The organism is Pseudomonas sp. CROZ-RG-20F-R04-15, assembly GCF_022662375.1.
In the GTDB taxonomy this organism is placed as follows: domain Bacteria; phylum Pseudomonadota; class Gammaproteobacteria; order Pseudomonadales; family Pseudomonadaceae; genus Aquipseudomonas.
Genome location: NZ_JAKNQL010000012.1, coordinates 85,580 through 101,736, shown reverse-complemented (window position 1 = coordinate 101,736; position 16,157 = coordinate 85,580). Strand labels below are relative to the sequence as shown.

The 16,157-nt window shown below is 58.7% G+C and carries 17 protein-coding genes; 11 read left to right on the top strand and 6 right to left on the bottom strand.

The annotated features are described in order from the left end of the window. Nucleotides 1-202 precede the first annotated feature (202 nt). From zwf to L8H52_RS18750, 4 genes are all read left to right on the top strand, one after another. Entirely contained in the window at nucleotides 203-1,669 is a 1,467-nt protein-coding gene (zwf, locus tag L8H52_RS18765) for a glucose-6-phosphate dehydrogenase (RefSeq protein WP_007917863.1), read from the top strand. Next, the gene (pgl, locus tag L8H52_RS18760) at nucleotides 1,656-2,366 is read left to right on the top strand and encodes a 6-phosphogluconolactonase (RefSeq protein WP_242208202.1); all 711 of its coding nucleotides are present in this window, start codon (nucleotides 1,656-1,658) and stop codon (nucleotides 2,364-2,366) included. The genes zwf and pgl overlap by 14 nt, the downstream gene beginning before the upstream one ends. Before the next feature lie 17 nt (nucleotides 2,367-2,383). Continuing rightward, nucleotides 2,384-3,049, top strand: coding sequence for a bifunctional 4-hydroxy-2-oxoglutarate aldolase/2-dehydro-3-deoxy-phosphogluconate aldolase (locus tag L8H52_RS18755; RefSeq protein WP_008082815.1), 666 nt, complete (start codon nucleotides 2,384-2,386; stop codon nucleotides 3,047-3,049). Between the two features lie 187 nt (nucleotides 3,050-3,236). Continuing rightward, entirely contained in the window at nucleotides 3,237-3,812 is a 576-nt protein-coding gene (locus L8H52_RS18750) for a hypothetical protein (protein WP_242208203.1), read from the top strand. Here L8H52_RS18750 and L8H52_RS18745 read toward each other — a convergent pair. After that, on the bottom strand, nucleotides 3,809-4,990 hold the full coding sequence (locus L8H52_RS18745; RefSeq protein ID WP_242208204.1) for an aminotransferase class V-fold PLP-dependent enzyme: 1,182 nt from the start codon (nucleotides 4,988-4,990) through the stop codon (nucleotides 3,809-3,811). The genes L8H52_RS18750 and L8H52_RS18745 overlap by 4 nt on opposite strands. Before the next feature lie 30 nt (nucleotides 4,991-5,020). Further along, the gene (locus L8H52_RS18740) at nucleotides 5,021-5,257 is read right to left on the bottom strand and encodes a DUF3820 family protein (RefSeq protein ID WP_003227425.1); all 237 of its coding nucleotides are present in this window, start codon (nucleotides 5,255-5,257) and stop codon (nucleotides 5,021-5,023) included. 205 nt (nucleotides 5,258-5,462) lie between these two features. Here L8H52_RS18740 and L8H52_RS18735 point away from each other — a divergent pair, with 205 nt between their 5' ends. Continuing rightward, the gene (locus L8H52_RS18735) at nucleotides 5,463-5,930 is read left to right on the top strand and encodes a PA2169 family four-helix-bundle protein (RefSeq protein WP_064391705.1); all 468 of its coding nucleotides are present in this window, start codon (nucleotides 5,463-5,465) and stop codon (nucleotides 5,928-5,930) included. Between the two features lie 265 nt (nucleotides 5,931-6,195). On the opposite strand, the gene L8H52_RS18730 is transcribed toward L8H52_RS18735, so the two are convergent. After that, a complete protein-coding gene (locus L8H52_RS18730) occupies nucleotides 6,196-6,666 on the bottom strand; it encodes a MaoC family dehydratase (RefSeq protein ID WP_242208205.1) in 471 nt (156 codons plus the stop codon). A gap of 42 nt (nucleotides 6,667-6,708) precedes the next feature. Continuing rightward, nucleotides 6,709-7,653, bottom strand: a complete 945-nt coding sequence (locus tag L8H52_RS18725; protein ID WP_242208206.1) for an alpha/beta hydrolase — start codon at nucleotides 7,651-7,653, stop codon at nucleotides 6,709-6,711. A gap of 200 nt (nucleotides 7,654-7,853) precedes the next feature. Between L8H52_RS18725 and fadD2 the strand changes: the two genes are divergently transcribed. Together fadD2 and fadD1 are read left to right on the top strand one after the other, a co-directional pair. After that, on the top strand, nucleotides 7,854-9,542 hold the full coding sequence (fadD2, locus tag L8H52_RS18720; RefSeq protein WP_242208207.1) for a long-chain-fatty-acid--CoA ligase FadD2: 1,689 nt from the start codon (nucleotides 7,854-7,856) through the stop codon (nucleotides 9,540-9,542). Between the two features lie 370 nt (nucleotides 9,543-9,912). Next, a complete protein-coding gene (gene fadD1 / locus L8H52_RS18715) occupies nucleotides 9,913-11,610 on the top strand; it encodes a long-chain-fatty-acid--CoA ligase FadD1 (protein ID WP_242208208.1) in 1,698 nt (565 codons plus the stop codon). A gap of 175 nt (nucleotides 11,611-11,785) precedes the next feature. On the opposite strand, the gene L8H52_RS18710 is transcribed toward fadD1, so the two are convergent. Then, a complete protein-coding gene (locus L8H52_RS18710) occupies nucleotides 11,786-12,163 on the bottom strand; it encodes a hypothetical protein (protein ID WP_007917843.1) in 378 nt (125 codons plus the stop codon). 197 nt (nucleotides 12,164-12,360) lie between these two features. Here L8H52_RS18710 and L8H52_RS18705 point away from each other — a divergent pair, with 197 nt between their 5' ends. The 3 genes from L8H52_RS18705 (at nucleotide 12,361) to def (ending at nucleotide 14,210) form a co-directional block, all read left to right on the top strand. Next, on the top strand, nucleotides 12,361-12,552 hold the full coding sequence (locus tag L8H52_RS18705) for a CsbD family protein (protein ID WP_008082339.1): 192 nt from the start codon (nucleotides 12,361-12,363) through the stop codon (nucleotides 12,550-12,552). A gap of 165 nt (nucleotides 12,553-12,717) precedes the next feature. Continuing rightward, entirely contained in the window at nucleotides 12,718-13,668 is a 951-nt protein-coding gene (locus tag L8H52_RS18700; RefSeq protein ID WP_242208209.1) for a YihY/virulence factor BrkB family protein, read from the top strand. Between the two features lie 2 nt (nucleotides 13,669-13,670). Further along, nucleotides 13,671-14,210, top strand: a complete 540-nt coding sequence (gene def / locus L8H52_RS18695; protein ID WP_242208210.1) for a peptide deformylase — start codon at nucleotides 13,671-13,673, stop codon at nucleotides 14,208-14,210. A 129-nt stretch (nucleotides 14,211-14,339) separates the two neighbouring features. Here the strand turns inward: def and L8H52_RS18690 are convergent, their stop codons facing one another. Then, nucleotides 14,340-14,759 carry a GNAT family N-acetyltransferase gene (locus L8H52_RS18690; RefSeq protein ID WP_242208211.1) on the bottom strand — a complete coding sequence of 140 codons (420 nt, stop codon included), beginning with the start codon at nucleotides 14,757-14,759 and terminating at the stop codon, nucleotides 14,340-14,342. Between the two features lie 324 nt (nucleotides 14,760-15,083). On the opposite strand from L8H52_RS18690, the gene L8H52_RS18685 reads away from it, so the two are divergent. Continuing rightward, the gene (locus L8H52_RS18685) at nucleotides 15,084-16,025 is read left to right on the top strand and encodes a fatty acid desaturase (protein WP_242208212.1); all 942 of its coding nucleotides are present in this window, start codon (nucleotides 15,084-15,086) and stop codon (nucleotides 16,023-16,025) included. Nucleotides 16,026-16,157 lie beyond the last annotated feature (132 nt).

Here is a 16,157-nt window from a genome sequence, read left to right as displayed (position 1 = left end):
CACCGACGCAAAGGTGCGCCGGGCTATGCAAATTGGGCCTTTGATATGGCCCGTAACGGTGGCCTATCCTACTGATGCGTCCGAGCGACCACCACTCGGAATCTGTATTTTGCGAAAATGTTGTGGTTATTACTACATTTTCCCTTGAGTGATGCCTTGAAAAAAGGTATTTGTAGCTTAACTTGATAAAAGAACAAACATCATGCCTTCGATTACGGTTGAACCGTGCACCTTTGCCTTGTTCGGCGCGCTTGGCGATCTGGCTCTGCGCAAGCTGTTTCCTGCCCTTTATCACCTCGATGGCGCCGATCTGTTGCACGAGGACACGCGCATCATCGCGCTGGCCCGTGAAGAAGGTTCCGAGCAGCAGCACATGGCGTTCATCGCCGCCGAACTGCGCCGCTATGTAGGCAAAGAGCTGGACGAGGCCGTAGCCGAGCGTTTTCTCGCACGCCTGACCTACCTGCACGTCGACTTCCTCAGATCTGAAGATTATGTGGCGCTGGCCGAACTGGCCGGCAGCACGCAACGCATGATTGCCTACTTCGCCACGCCCGCCGCGGTGTACGGTGCGATCTGCGAGAACCTGGCGAAAGTCGGTCTGGCAGAAAATACCCGCGTGGTGCTGGAAAAACCGATCGGCTCTGACCTCGAATCGTCGCGCAAAGTGAATGACGCCGTGGCGCAGTTCTTCCCGGAGAACCGCACCTACCGCATCGACCACTACCTGGGCAAAGAAACCGTTCAGAACCTGATCGCCCTGCGTTTCGCCAACAGCCTGTTCGAAACCCAGTGGAACCAGAATTACATCTCCCACGTGGAAATCACCGTGGCCGAGAAGGTCGGCATCGAAGGCCGTTGGGGTTACTTCGACAAGGCCGGCCAACTGCGCGACATGATCCAGAATCACCTGTTGCAGTTGCTCTGCCTGATAGCCATGGACCCGCCGGCCGACCTGTCTGCCGACAGCATCCGTGACGAAAAGGTAAAAGTGCTCAAGGCGCTGGCGCCGATCAGCCCGGAAGGCCTGACCACGCAAGTGGTGCGCGGCCAGTACATTGCCGGTCACAGCGAAGGCAAGTCCGTACCGGGTTACCTCGAAGAACCGAATTCCAACACCCAGAGCGACACCGAAACTTTCGTCGCCCTGCGTGCCGACATCCGCAACTGGCGCTGGGCGGGCGTGCCGTTCTACCTGCGTACCGGCAAGCGCATGCCGCAGAAACTGTCGCAGATCGTCATCCACTTCAAGGAACCGTCGCACTACATCTTCGCCCCGGAGCAGCGCCTGCAGATCAGCAACAAACTGATCATCCGCCTGCAACCGGACGAAGGCATTTCCTTGCGCGTGATGACCAAAGAGCAGGGCCTGGACAAAGGCATGCAACTGCGCAGCGGGCCGCTGCAACTGAATTTCTCCGACACCTGGCGTAGCGCGCGGATCCCCGATGCCTACGAGCGGTTGTTGCTGGAAGTGATGAACGGCAATCAGAACCTGTTTGTCCGTAAAGATGAAATCGAAGCCGCGTGGAAGTGGTGTGACCAGCTGATCGCCGGGTGGAAAAAATCCGGTGACGCGCCCAAGCCGTATGCGGCCGGGTCGTGGGGGCCGATGAGCTCCATTGCATTGATCACGCGGGACGGGAGGTCGTGGTATGGCGATATCTGATGTGCAACTGCCTGCGGGCGTGAACGCTCATGAATTCAAGAGCCCGGTGCTGTTGGCCGAAGGTCTGGCGCTGAACGTTGCCAAGCAATTGAGCGAGGCCATTGCGGCGCGTGGCAACGCGGTGCTGGTGGTGTCGGGCGGTCGTAGCCCGGTGGCGTTTTTCCAGCATTTGGCCAAGCAGGACCTGGACTGGTCGAAGGTCGTCGTGACCCTCGCCGACGAGCGCTGGGTACCGGTTGAACACGCCGACAGCAATGCCGGCCTGCTCAAGCAATACCTGCTCAAAGGCCCGGCGGCGAAAGCGCAGTTCCTCAGTCTTTATAGCGCTGCAGCGAACGTCGAGCAGGCTGCTGAACAGGCTGACCGCTTGCTCGCCGAACTGCCGCCGATTGACGTGCTGGTACTGGGCATGGGCGATGACGGCCACACCGCGTCGCTGTTCCCCGACAGCCCGAACCTCGCCGAAGCCTTGCAGGCTGATGGCACGCGCCGTTGCTGGCCGATGCTGGCGCCGAGCGTGCCGCGTCAGCGCCTGACCATGAGCCGCGCGCTGCTGGCCTCGGCGAAGCACAAGATTCTGTCGATTTCCGGTCAGTCGAAACTGACCACCCTGAATGCCGCACTGGCATCCGACGTCGCCGCCATGCCGGTGCGCGCGTTTCTGCAACCTACGTTAGAGATTTACTGGTGCCCATGAGCCAAGGAACAGCCGCTATGACAACCCCATCCCCGACCGTTTCCATGGCGGACAAAGTTGCCCTGATCGACAGCCTCTGCGCCAAGGCGCGGATCCTGCCGGTGATCACCATCGCTCGCGAACAGGACGTGCTGCCACTGGCTGACGCTCTGGCTGCCGGTGGCCTGACCGCGCTGGAAGTGACCCTGCGTTCGCAGTTCGGCCTCAAGGCCATTCAGATCCTGCGCGACCAGCGTCCGGAACTGATGACCGGTGCCGGCACCGTGCTCGATCGCAACATGCTCGCGGCGGCAGAAGCGGCCGGTTCGCAATTCATCGTCACCCCGGGCATCACCCGTGATTTGCTCGAAGCCAGCGTCGACAGCCCGATTCCGCTGTTGCCGGGCATCAGCAACGCTTCCGGCATCATGGAAGGCTACGGTCTGGGTTATCGCCGCTTCAAGCTGTTCCCGGCTGAAGTCAGCGGTGGCGTGGCTGCAATCAAGGCCCTTGGCGGCCCGTTCGGCGAAGTGAAATTCTGCCCGACTGGCGGCGTCGGCCCGGCCAACATCAAGAGCTACATGGCGTTGAAAAACGTCATGTGCGTGGGCGGTAGCTGGATGCTTGATCCGGAGTGGATCAAGAACGGCGACTGGGCGCGCATTCAGGAATGCACCGCTGAGGCGTTGGCGCTGCTCGACTGATGCCGCTGGATTCAATTGTTACCTGACACTTCGTTGTGTGTTCTACGGCTTTACGGTGCGCTTGGTCGGTGCACCGTTTTTTTTTGCCCGGAAAAAAGTGCCGGGACATCAAGCGATACATAGTTACCGCACAGCTGCGTTTGCGTGGCGCTAATCTGCGTTCATCTTACGGAAAAGAGAACGCCTCATGGACGACCATCAATCTGTCGCTTTATCAAACAACGCTCTGCGCACGGGGCAGTTGCCCGTGGTTGGCGGTTTCGATTGGCACAACAGCCAGGGCAAGGTGCGCAACATTAGCGCGGGCATCGAAGGCTTGCCCCTTTTATTGCGTCTGACCCTGGTCGATGCCATGACCGGCGAGCCGGTCAGCGGCGCCGTGGTCCGCATCGAGCAACACATTGGCACCGACATGCTGTGTGGCAGCCAGTCGACCGACAGCAAAGGCATCGTTCGTTTCACCAGCCTTTACCCGGATCGGCACTCGGCCTTTACGTGCATCGCTCTGAATGTCGCCATCGCCAATGACGATCAACAGCCGCAGCTGTACCAGGAGGCCTGGGTCGGGCGCCTGCATTTGCCCTGTGCCTGCAATTGCACAGCCGTTGATGACGATGCCGTTCGGCTGGCGTTGCGCCCGATCACGGACGATGGCCCGGAGGACGGCTACTTCGGCAACCTGACGATCGGCGTCGACACCTTTGCACTGTCATCGCAGATCGGCGTGGCGGGCTACGACAAATACCTGATCACAGTGTTTTAGCGCAGCTCGCTCAGCGCGCGCACCAGCAACTGCATGTCGCCAGCGGTGGTGGTCAGCCCCGGTGTGATACGGATGCTCGGCCCGCTGGCGGCACCGTTGCGCACCACGGTGAACAGGTTGTAGTCGTTGAGCAGACGCTCGGCCATCGCCTGTTGATCGTCGTGCCTGCTGAAGCGCAGCGAGGTGATGCCGCAATACAGTCGTGGATCGTCGGGCGTCATCACCTCGATACCCGGCAAGTTCCGCACGGCGCTGACCCACAGGTTGCGCAGGTAATTCAGGCGAGCGCCCTTGGCCGGTGCGCCACCGAGGGAACGGTGCTCCTCGAACACCAGCGGCAAGGTCATCAGTGCTGGAATGTTGGGCGTGCTGTACGAGGTGCGCGCACGGATGTCATTAGCCGGGTAATGCATTTCCCCCATGTCCGGATCAATGTCGGCCAAACGTTGCGGCGCGATATAGAGAAAGCCGAGGGTGAGCGGCGCACCGATCCACTTGTGCAGGTTGTAGCCGGCGAAAGCGATCCCCAGCGCTTCAAGATTGAACTCGACCTGACCCAGCGCATGGGCGCCGTCGAGGATGACATCGACGCCGTGCTCTTTGGCGAGCGCAGCGATGGCTTGCACCGGCATGACCAGTCCGGTGCGGTGAGTGACGTGAGTCAGGGCCATCAGCTTGATCTTCGGATGACCGACGAAGGCTTCGCGGTAAGTCTCCAGCAGGCTGTCGTAGCTCGCCGGGTGCGCGTGGGCAATCTCTATGACCTCGGCGCCGCGATGTCTGGCCAGCCAGCGCATGGCGCCTTTGACCGTGTCGTACTCCAGATCACTGATCAGCACCTGATCGCCCGGCTGCAAGCGGTTGTAGTTGCGGATCAGCGACTGCAGGCCTTCGGTGGCGTTGCGGGTGAACGCCACGCTTTGCGCGCGCACGCCGATCAGCTCGGCCAGTTGTGCGCGGATATCGAGATTGTCGTGCTGTTCGAAACGCTGGCGCACGTACACCGAATTACTCGTATTGATCAGCTCGATATTGCGTTGGTACTCCTCGATCACCGTGCGCGACATGCGCCCGAAGTAACCGTTTTCCAGGTTCACGGGGCCGGGTTGAACGTCATAGCGGTCGGCGAACGTTTGCCAGAAGGCTTCGTCACGGGCGCGGCGGGTGTTATCGGGCATGGTCGGCTGACTCTGAGAGAGGAGGGCGCTTCAGTGGCGCGGGGCAGGTTTGCCATGTTTGGCGCGCAGCGGTTCGAGCAGGTCCGAGAGGCCGTTATGGTCGATCTCCTGCATCAGCGCGAGCAAACCACCGAGTTCGCCATGCGGGAAACCTTCGCGGGCAAACCAGTTCAGGTACGGGCCTGGCAGGTCGGCAATGATTCGGCCCTTGTATTTGCCGAAGGGCATTTCGCGGGTGATCAGCAGTTCGAGTTTTTCGGGATTCATCAGGGTTTTCGTCTGGCTTCAAAACAGTCAGGAAAATACAGGCATTCTGCATGCAGGCCAAATGACAGATCATGCAAATAACCGTGATGCAGATAGTTCACTTATATTTAAGTTATTGATTTAAAACAGTTTATTAGAAATAAAAAAGCTGGCACGCACACTGCAATATCCCTTGCATCTTCAACCAATCGCAAGGAATTGAAAAATGACCGACATGAATAAAGAAGCCATCTCTGTACTCAATGACCTGATTGAAACCTGCAAGGACGGTCAGGAAGGGTTCAAGACTTGCGCTGAAGACATCAAGCATCCAGAACTGAAAACCCTTTTTGTCACTCGCTCTGCTGATTGCGCGACTGCCGCCGCTGAACTGCAAGCCGAAGTTCGCAAGCTGGGCGGCGATCCGGAAACCTCTACCAGTGTCAGCGGTGACCTGCACCGTCGCTGGGTCGACGTCAAAGCCATGTTCACCGGCAAAGACGAAGAGGCTGTGCTGAACGAAGCCGAGCGCGGTGAAGACCATGCGCTGAAGGCTTATCGTGAAGCCATCGAGAAGATCAACAAGCATAACCTGGTGGGTATTCGTGATCTGGTTGAACGCCAGTACCACGGCGTGCAACGCAACCACGACCAGGTGAAAGCCCTGCGTAACCAGGCTCGCGCTCGTTCGTAAGCGTTTGCCGGTTACAAAAAACGCCAGCTAGTCTGGCGTTTTTTATGTCTGGGGGAAAAGCCAAAGCAAGAGCCCCTCACCCTAGCCCTCTCCCGGAGGGAGAGGGGACTGACCGAGGTGGATGTTGGAGATACACCGACGTGAGCGATCTGAAGTGAACTCAGGTTTTGAAAAGCACAAAGATCGGCTCCCTTTCCCCCTCGCCCCCCTGGGGGAGAGGGCTGGGGTGAGGGGGAAAAGCTGTACCTGACACACCACCAGTCAATCAGCCAATGCTGATCGTCGGCAAAGTCGGCAACGTCACCGTCTGCTGCTTGCGCGGCGCGAGGATTTCAGCCTCGCCATCCACCACCAGTTCATCCTTCTGGTTGAACACACGAGTGGCAATGCGCACTCGAAACTTCGGCAGCTTCTCGAGAATTTCCAGACGCACGGTCAACGTGTCGCCAATCTTCACCGGCTTCTGAAAACTCATCTGCTGACCGATATAAATGGTGCCCGGTCCAGGCAATTCGCAGGCCACCGCAGCACTGATCAGTGCACCACTGAACATGCCATGAGCGATACGCTCCTTGAACATGCTGGCGGCGGCAAATTCGGCGTCCAGGTGCACCGGGTTGTGGTCGCCCGACATCGCGGCAAACAGTTGAATGTCGCGCTCTTCGACGGTCTTGCTGTAGCTGGCGGTCTGGCCGACTTCGAGGGCTTCGTAAGGGATGTTGGTAACCTGGGTCATCGGTCTCGATTCCTGTAACGGATTCAATGAATCCACAAAAAATTATTCGCTGCGATGCGGGCGCGGATGGCTCAGGGCCTGATCGATCCAGGCCAGCACATCAGCGATCACTTCATCGCGGTTGGTTTCGTTGAACAATTCGTGCCGCGCCTGCGGGTAAATCTGCAGTTGCAGGTTCTGGCTGCCGGCGCTGCGCAAGGCATTGGCCAGATCTGTCAGACGCTTGCCTTCACTCACCGGATCACATTCACCGCCGATTACCAGCAGCGGCAGGCCCGGGTCGATCTGCGCGAGATTGGACGCTTTGCTGATCTGCTGCAAGCCGCCGAGCAGGTCGATCCACAGTTGATTGGTGCAGCGAAAGCCGCACAGTGGATCGGCAGCATACTTGTCGACCTCGACCGGGTCGCGGCTCAGCCAGTCGAAGCGAGTGCGCACCGGTTTGAATTTGTTATTGAAAGAGCCGAATGACAGCCACTCGATCAGCGCACTACGACCCTTGCCACCCTGACGCAGTTTTTCCAGCCGGGCAATCTGCCGCGCGGCGCCGTATAGCGCAACGGGCTGAAAGTTTGAACCACTGAGAATCGCTCCGTGCAGACTGGCGCTGTGATGCAGCAAATAACCTTGGGCGATGTAACTGCCCATGCTGTGCCCGAGCAAAATGATCGGCACACCGGGGTGCTGCTGACCGATTTGCTGATTGAGGGTAGCCAGATCGCCGAGCACTTTGCACCAGCCATCGTTATCGGCGAAGTGGCCGAGGGTGCCGTGATTGGCGGTTTTGCCATGTCCGCGCAAATCCGGGGCATACACGCCATATCCTTTGTCGCAAAAGGTTTCGGCCAGTCGCGCATAGCGGCCGCTGTGTTCGGCCATGCCATGGGCCAGCAGGATCAGCGCTTTCAACGGTGCCGCCGGCAGCCATTGATTGACGAAGAGGCGGCTGCGGTCACTCGCGTCCAGCCATAGGGTGTCGTGGATCATGGCGCTTCCTTTGCTCAGAGTCGGAACATTGTATAGCGCGTCTGATCAGCCCACGCCACGGCAGGAAGATTCACACGATCAATGACGGCTTTGTCCATATTTGCCTCAATGGCCATAACTGCTAGTGTCCGTGAAGCTCCGCTTTTTCAGAAATGACAGAAAGCGGCCCCGGATCGGCTCAGGTAAAGAGGACAAGAACAATGCAACCTGATTTCTGGAACGACAAACGCCCGGCCGGCGTACCGCTGGACATCGACATGGGTGAGTTCAAGTCGGTGATCGAGGTGTTCGAGCGTTCCTGCAAGAAGTTCGCCGACCGCCCGGCATTCAGCAACATGGGCATCACCCTGACCTACGCCGAACTCGAACGCCAGAGCGCTGCGTTCGCCGGTTACCTGCAAGCGCATACCGATCTGGTGCCGGGCGATCGCATCGCGGTGCAGATGCCCAACGTCCTGCATTACCCGATTGCCGTGTTCGGTGCCTTGCGCGCCGGGTTGATCGTGGTCAACACCAACCCGCTGTACACCGCACGGGAGATGCGCCACCAGTTCAAGGATTCCGGCGCACGGGCGCTGGTGTACCTGAATATGTTCGGCCAGAAAGTCGAGGAAGTGCTGCCCGACACCGACATTCAATACCTGATCGAAGCGAAGATGGGCGACTTGATGCCCACCGCCAAAGGCTGGCTGGTCAACACCGTGGTCAGCAAAGTGAAGAAAATGGTCCCGGCGTATTCGCTGCCGCAGGCGATTTCCTTCAAGAGTGCGCTGCGCATGGGCCGAGGGCTGGGGGTCAAGCCGCTGAAGGTCAGCCTCGACGACATCGCCGTGCTGCAATACACCGGTGGCACCACCGGGCTGGCCAAGGGCGCGATGCTGACCCACGGCAATCTGGTGGCGAACATGCAGCAAGTGCGCGCCTGTCTCGCCCAACTCGGCCCGGACGGCCAGCCGCTGCTGCGCGAAGGCCAGGAAGTGATGATCGCGCCGCTGCCGCTGTACCACATCTATGCCTTCACCGCGAACTGCATGTGCATGATGGTCTCCGGCAATCACAACGTGCTGATCAGCAACCCGCGCGACATTGCCGGCTTCATCAAGGAGCTGAAGAACTGGCGCTTCTCGGCGTTGTTGGGCTTGAACACCTTGTTCGTGGCGCTGATGGATCACCCGGATTTCAAGACCCTCGATTTCTCCAGCCTGAAGCTCACCAACTCCGGTGGCACCGCGCTGGTCAAGGCTACCGCCGAGCGCTGGGAGCAGATGACCGGATGCCGCATCACCGAAGGTTACGGCCTCACCGAAACGTCGCCGGTGGCCTGCACCAACCCGTACGGCGATCAGTCGCGGCTGGGCACCGTCGGTTTGCCGGTGCCGGGCACGCTGCTCAAAGTCATCAACGATGACGGTGTCGAGCAGCCGATGGGCGAGCGTGGCGAGTTGTGCATCAAGGGCCCGCAGATCATGAAGGGCTACTGGCACAAGCCTGAGGCCACGGCCGAAGTGCTGGATGCCGAGGGCTGGTTCAAGTCCGGCGATATTGCGGTGATCGATCCGGACGGTTTCGTGCGCATCGTCGATCGCAAGAAAGACATGATCATCGTCTCCGGTTTCAACGTGTACCCCAACGAAATCGAAGACGTGGTCATGGCCCATCCGAAAGTCGCCAACTGCGCGGTGATCGGGGTGCCGGACGAGCGTTCGGGAGAGGCGGTGAAGCTGTTTGTGGTGGCGCGGGAAACCGGGGTCAGCCTCGAAGAACTCAAGGCCTACTGCAAAGAGAATTTCACCGCGTACAAAGTGCCGAAACACATCGTGTTGCGTGAGTCATTGCCGATGACGCCTGTCGGGAAAATTCTGCGGCGTGAGTTGCGCGATATCGCGTAGCCCTTAACCGCTGCGCTTCGCGCATTCGTCGGAACGCCGCCCGGAGCAGGCTCGCTCCCACAGGGAAAGACGTGATCCTTGTGGGAGCGAGCCTGCTCGCGAATTTTTTTGGCCGATGTCCCCGAAAACCGGGGCTTTCAAGGCGATCTAGGATTTTTGCTCTAAAATGACTGCTAGATAGTCTTGAGTCATGAATATGACTGTAGGGGCCGCTTTTGGCTCTAGTCGACCCTTGGCAAAGCTGCTACTCTCGGCGCGCTTTGTGACTTCTCGGCCTATGTAAAAGCCAGATTCACCAATACCAAACACACACCAATAATAATCGCATCAAATGCGGTGAAGAATTCGCGTTGCTGAGGAGTGGGCTTCCATGATCGAAGACTTTTGGAAGGATAAATACCCGGCTGGAATTGCTGCCGACATCAATCCGGACGAGTATCCGAACATTCAGGCAGTGTTGAAGCAATCCTGCCAACGCTTCGCCAACAAACCGGCTTTCAGCAACCTGGGCAAGACAATCACCTACGGTGAATTGTACGAATTGTCCGGTGCGTTTGCCGCGTATCTGCAACAGCATACCGATTTGCAGCCCGGCGATCGAATCGCCGTGCAACTGCCCAACGTCCTGCAGTACCCGGTGGCCGTCTTCGGTGCGATTCGCGCCGGGCTGATCGTGGTCAACACCAACCCGCTGTACACCGCGCGGGAAATGGAACACCAATTCAACGACTCCGGCGCCAAAGCCCTGGTTTGCCTGGCAAACATGGCGCATCTGGCCGAAGCCGTGGTGCCGAAAACCGGCGTCAAACACGTCATCGTCACCGAAGTTGCCGACCTGCTGCCGCCGATCAAGCGCCTGCTGATCAACAGCGTCATCAAGTACGTGAAGAAGATGGTGCCGGCCTATCACTTGCCTAAAGCCGTCAAGTTCAACGACGTGCTGAGCAAAGGCCAGGGCCAACCGGTGGCCGAAGCCAATCCCGACAGTGGCGATGTGGCGGTGCTGCAATACACCGGCGGCACCACTGGCGTGGCCAAGGGCGCGATGCTGACCCATCGCAACCTCGTCTCCAACATGCTGCAATGCAAAGCGCTGATGGGCTCCAACCTCAACGAAGGTTGCGAAATCCTGATCACGCCGCTGCCGCTGTACCACATCTATGCGTTCACCTTTCATTGCATGGCAATGATGCTGATCGGCAACCACAACATCCTGATCAGCAACCCGCGCGACCTGCCGGCGATGGTCAAGGAACTGTCGAAGTGGAAGTTCAGCGGTTTCGTTGGCCTGAACACCTTGTTTGTGGCGCTGTGCAACAACGAAGGTTTCCGCAAGCTGGATTTCTCCGCGCTGAAAGTCACCTTGTCCGGCGGCATGGCCCTGCAACTGGCCGCTGCCGAGCGCTGGAAAGCGGTTACCGGTTGCGCCATCTGCGAAGGTTACGGCATGACCGAAACCAGCCCGGTGGCCACGGTCAACCCGATTCAGAACATCCAGATCGGCACCATCGGCATTCCAGTGCCATCGACCCTGTGCAAAGTCATCGACGATGCTGGTGTCGAGCAGCCGCTGGGTGAAATCGGCGAACTGTGCGTCAAGGGCCCGCAAGTGATGAAGGGCTATTGGCAGCGTCAGGAAGCCACAGATGAAATGCTCGACAGCGAAGGCTGGTTGAAGACTGGCGATATCGCGCTGATCCAGCCGGACGGCTACATGCGCATCGTCGATCGCAAGAAAGACATGATTCTGGTCTCCGGTTTCAACGTCTACCCGAACGAACTGGAAGACGTGCTGGCGACCTTGCCGGGCGTGTTGCAGTGCGCGGCCATCGGCGTGCCGGACGAGAAGTCGGGTGAGGCGATCAAGATTTTCATCGTCGCCAAGCCGGGCGTGACACTGACCAAGGAAACGGTGATGGAGCACATGCGCGCCAACGTCACCGGCTACAAGGTGCCGCGTTCGGTGGAGTTCCGCGATGCGCTGCCGACCACCAACGTCGGCAAGATCCTGCGTCGTGAGCTGCGGGATGAAGAGCTGAAGAAGATCAAGGCGAAGTCCGCCGCTTGAAACACCAAGCCCCGCAGATGCGGGGCTTTTTTGTTGGCGCGGAGCAGGGCTTTGATCGTTCCCACGCTCTGCGTGGTAACGCATCCCGGGACGCTCTGCGTCCCTGAAGTACTGGACGCGGAGCGTCCGGGGCGGCATTCCCACGCGGAGCGTGGGAACGATCAGCGTACAAACCCTACTGACGAAACGGCGCAAAATTCACGTTAGTCCCCGCCGGACGCATGTCCTGCAGATACGAATCCTTGTCCGCACTCAGTTCCAGGCTCAACGCCGCTTTACGCTTGCCTTCATTACGAATCACCAGCCCTTCAAGCTTTTCACGCAGAAACACCGTCGGCACTTTCAGGTGCAGCAGTTCGTCGGTGGCTGGCGTGTGCATCAGCAGGTGAATCCACTCGTACTGACCGATGGCCAGACGCGACACCGGCAGGTCGAACCACCAGATGTTGCGGTTACGGTTCAGTTCGGCGAAGTGGCAGTTGTTGGTGCCGAGCACGGCGCCGCCCAGTTCCTTGTTGCGACGGGCGATGGCCTGCGTTTTATCGAGTTTCATAACATTCCTGCGGGATCGGTTCCTGGCGCGTGGCGCCCATATGGTGGGCATTCTCGTGGGTTGGGCAGCAAACATAAAGCCCAACCTGCTCGTCGCGACGAAATGAACCGCTGAAAATAAATGAAACTTGGCGCAAACCCGGCCAGTCAATCATTACGTACTGACTTTTCCCCCTTAATGCACCAAGGAGAAACACCATGAGTAGCACAGGCGATAAAGTAAAAGGCATGGCCAACGAAGCGGTCGGCAACGTCAAGCAAGGCGTCGGCAAAGCCACCGACAACACCAAGCTGCAGGCCGAAGGCAAGATTCAAGAGAAAAAAGGCGAAGCCCAGCAAGCGGTCGGCAAAGCCAAAGACGCTGTGAAAAAAGGTGTCGACAAGGCGTAATCCAGCCTTGAACGAAAGACACGAACGGCCATCCAAGGATGGCCGTTTTTGTGTCGAAATCCTGCTGACACCGGGCAAGGTTCGCCAAACAGGCTACCTTGATGTAAAAAACGGCCCCTGAGTCGCCACGACTTCAAACCTGTACTGCGGCGAAAGGAGACGCGAATGATATTTCCAGACATGAAAGGTCTGCCCCTGCATCGGGTGATGATGCGCACGGTCACTGAATTCGTCGACGACGAAATGTCGACCTACGCCTCGGCACTGGCCTACCAGATGCTGTTCTCGCTGTTCCCGTTCATTCTGTTTCTGATTGCCTTGATCGGTTTCCTGCACCTGCCGGACTTCTTTTCCTGGCTGCGCCTGCAATCGGAACTGGTCCTGCCACCGCAGGCGCTGGAGCAGGTCAATCCGGTGATCGACCAGTTGCAGCAGTCCAAGGGTGGCCTGCTTTCAGTCGGTATCGTGATTGCCCTCTACACCGCTTCCGCCGGTGTGCGCTTGATGATGAGTGCGATGAACGCGGCGTACGACGTGGTCGAAGGCCGACCGGTCTGGAAGCGCTTCCCGTTGTCGATTTTCTACACCGTCGGCATTGCCGGGATGCTGCTGGTGGCTGCCGCGCTGATGGTGCTCGGGCCGCAAGTCATGGGCTGGATTGCCGCGCAGGTGGGGCTTGAAGACTTCATCGTCACCGTGTGGACCATCGCGCGCTGGCCGGTGATCGTGATTCTGATGATGGTCGCCGTCGCCCTGATTTACTACGTCATGCCAGACGTCAAACAGGAATTCCGCTTCATCACACCCGGCTCGGTGCTGGCCGTGGTGGTGTGGATCATCGCCTCGCTGGGTTTCGCCTTCTACGTAAAAACCTTCGCCAACTACAACGCGATGTATGGCAGCATCGGGGCGATCATCGTGCTGTTGCTGTACTTCTACATTTCTGCCGCTGTGTTACTGCTCGGCGCCGAGATGAACGCGGTGATCGAACACATGTCCAGCGAGGGCAAGGATGCGGGTGAGAAAGTCCCCGGCGAACTCGATGAACAACCCAAACAACATGTCTCGGGCCTGGGCCGCGATCATTCGCTCAAGCCGGACACTGACGAAGTCTGATCATGATCCGTGAAATTCTGAAAATGGGCGACGAGCGCCTGCTGCGCATCGCCCCGCCAGTGCCGGCCGAAATGTTCGACAGCCCTGAGTTGTGGCAACTGATCGACGACATGTTCCAGACCATGGAAAGCGTCGGCGGCGTCGGCCTGGCGGCGCCGCAGGTCGGTGTCGACCTGCAACTGGTGATCTTTGGATTCGAACACAGCGAACGTTACCCGGACGCTGAAGCGGTGCCGCAGACGATCCTGATCAACCCGCTGATCACGCCGCTGAGTCCGTTGACGGAGGAGGGCTTTGAAGGCTGTCTGTCGGTACCGGGTTTGCGTGGCGCGGTGGAGCGTTATCAGCAGATTCGCTATGAAGGGTTTGATCCGAAGGGTGAACCGATTGTGCGTGTCGCGTCAGGCTTCCACGCACGCGTTGTGCAGCATGAATGCGATCACCTGATCGGCCGGCTGTACCCGTCGCGCATCACCGACTTCAGCAAGTTCGGTTTTACCGAAGTGATGTTTCCGGATCTCGATCCCGCAGCCGACGATTGATCCAAGACCCAGCACATATCCCTGTGGGAGCGAGCCTGCTCGCGAATGCGCAATGTCAGTGACAGATTCTGTGACTGACACACAGCTTTCGCGAGCAGGCTCGCTCCCACATTGGTTTTACATTGCACATCAGGATTGAGCAGAAATCAGCTCCATCGCAATCATCGGCTTGCTCCGTGCATACCGGCTCAAGCGCTCCGCCATCGCCTGGGGCAGCGCCGGGTCGAACGTGAACCCGCGTCGCTCATAAAACTCGCGCAAATCCGGATGACAGAACAGCCACACCGGCTCGCTCACACCCTTCACCGCAGCCGCAATCAACTGCGCCGCAATCCCCTGATCCCGGCACCCCGGCTCAACAAACAGCCCGGTCAACCAATGCCCGCCAGACACCGGCCGCAAGCACAGCGCGGCAACAATCTCTCCCCGCCGCGCGACCCACAATTGCGCATCGCGAACCGCTTTCATCGAGGACTGGTGGCTGCGGTAAAACTTGTTCATCAACGGCCATAACGACTCGTCGAGCAAGGTGTATTGGGTGTCAGGCATGGGTTCGGACTGTCGGTGGGCAAAGCGGCGATTATAAAAGAACGCACGGCTCTGGATAGGTGTATACCTGACCTCACATCCCCTGTGAGTGGAGTACGCATCATGTCCAAAGGTATGGATTCAAAGAAAGCCGCGAAGAAGAAACCGGCCAAGACCGCGATTGAAAAACGCGCAGAGAAAAAAGCCAAGAAAGTCGACATCTTCGGTCATTGATCACACCTTTCCGGAGCCCGGTTCTCGGGCTCCTGCCTTGACCTGAAAATAAACTGCAAGATCCAGCATCGTCGTTGCACAGAAGGGCAAGACTCCCGTTTGAGCAACGCCATGCCCCATTACTTCGACGCCGCCCATCGTCAGCAGATCGACACCCTGCGCCAACGCTTTACCGCCCGCACTGAATGGCCGACCTGGCTGTTGCTGATCGGTGTCTATGCCGGCTGGTTTGCCATTGTTCTCAACATTCACTGGCTGGGCCGTGCCTTGAGCACGCTGTTGCTGATCCCGCTGCTGGTGTTGTGGCTGTCGGTGCAGCACGAGTTGCTACACGGGCATCCGACGCGCTGGGTGCGCCTCAACAAGATCCTTGGCTATGCGCCTTTTGCCGTGTGGTATCCGTATACGCTGTATCGCGACAGCCATTTGTTGCATCACCGCGATGAGGATCTCACCGTGCCCGGCGTCGATCCGGAAAGCCGTTACCTGACCCGCGCTGGCTGGCAGGGCAGTTCGCTGTTAGAACGCAGCTTGCACTGGTTGAACAAAACCGTGCTCGGCCGCTTCGTGATCGGCGCACCGCTGGCGCTGATGGCGCTGGCCCAGGAAGAGTTGCTGCGGCTGAAGAATGGCGAACGCCAGGCGTGGATGATGTGGTTGACGCATGCTGCATTCACATTATTGATGCTGTGGTTCATCGCCCGTTTCAGTGTGCTGCCGGTCTGGCATTACCTGCTGTTGATCAGTGTGCCGGCGCTGTCGGTCGCGATGATCCGCTCCTACTATGAACATCGCCCGCATGCGCAACCGGAACAGCGCACGGTGTTGAACGAAGCGGGTTGGCCGTGGCGCTGGTTGTTCCTGAATCTGAACTTTCATCTGGTGCATCACGACTTGCCCAAGCTGGCGTGGTACGACTTGCCCACGGTTTACCGGATGCATCGCGAGCAATGGATTGCGCGCAGTGGCGGGTTTCTCGTGCAAGGGTATGGCGCGTTCTGGCGGCGCAATGGCTTCAAGCCCATCGACAGTCCGCAATATCCCTTCCACTGATCTCATGAACACTACCGTCCCCTGTGGGAGCGAGCTTGCTCGCGAAGGCGTCGTGTCAGTTGATGGATCTGTTGTCTGACCCAGCGCTTTCGCGAGCAGGCTCGCTCCCACATTGGATATTTGTAACTCGGG

Bases quoted from the DNA above. Each gene is read 5' to 3' on its own strand.
- fadD1 (WP_242208208.1), top strand. From the start codon at position 9,913: ATGATCGAAGACTTTTGGAAGGATAAATACCCGGCTGGAATTGCTGCC.
- L8H52_RS18705 (WP_008082339.1), top strand. From the start codon at position 12,361: ATGAGTAGCACAGGCGATAAAGTAAAAGGCATGGCCAACGAAGCGGTC.
- L8H52_RS18690 (WP_242208211.1), bottom strand. From the start codon at position 14,759: ATGCCTGACACCCAATACACCTTGCTCGACGAGTCGTTATGGCCGTTG.
- L8H52_RS18740 (WP_003227425.1), bottom strand. From the start codon at position 5,257: ATGAATCCCGAAAAACTCGAACTGCTGATCACCCGCGAAATGCCCTTC.
- def (WP_242208210.1), top strand. From the start codon at position 13,671: ATGATCCGTGAAATTCTGAAAATGGGCGACGAGCGCCTGCTGCGCATC.
- L8H52_RS18735 (WP_064391705.1), top strand. From the start codon at position 5,463: ATGACCGACATGAATAAAGAAGCCATCTCTGTACTCAATGACCTGATT.
- L8H52_RS18710 (WP_007917843.1), bottom strand. From the start codon at position 12,163: ATGAAACTCGATAAAACGCAGGCCATCGCCCGTCGCAACAAGGAACTG.
- fadD2 (WP_242208207.1), top strand. From the start codon at position 7,854: ATGCAACCTGATTTCTGGAACGACAAACGCCCGGCCGGCGTACCGCTG.
- pgl (WP_242208202.1), top strand. From the start codon at position 1,656: ATGGCGATATCTGATGTGCAACTGCCTGCGGGCGTGAACGCTCATGAA.
- L8H52_RS18685 (WP_242208212.1), top strand. From the start codon at position 15,084: ATGCCCCATTACTTCGACGCCGCCCATCGTCAGCAGATCGACACCCTG.
- L8H52_RS18700 (WP_242208209.1), top strand. From the start codon at position 12,718: ATGATATTTCCAGACATGAAAGGTCTGCCCCTGCATCGGGTGATGATG.
- L8H52_RS18730 (WP_242208205.1), bottom strand. From the start codon at position 6,666: ATGACCCAGGTTACCAACATCCCTTACGAAGCCCTCGAAGTCGGCCAG.
- L8H52_RS18750 (WP_242208203.1), top strand. From the start codon at position 3,237: ATGGACGACCATCAATCTGTCGCTTTATCAAACAACGCTCTGCGCACG.
- zwf (WP_007917863.1), top strand. From the start codon at position 203: ATGCCTTCGATTACGGTTGAACCGTGCACCTTTGCCTTGTTCGGCGCG.
- L8H52_RS18745 (WP_242208204.1), bottom strand. From the start codon at position 4,990: ATGCCCGATAACACCCGCCGCGCCCGTGACGAAGCCTTCTGGCAAACG.
- L8H52_RS18725 (WP_242208206.1), bottom strand. From the start codon at position 7,653: ATGATCCACGACACCCTATGGCTGGACGCGAGTGACCGCAGCCGCCTC.
- L8H52_RS18755 (WP_008082815.1), top strand. From the start codon at position 2,384: ATGACAACCCCATCCCCGACCGTTTCCATGGCGGACAAAGTTGCCCTG.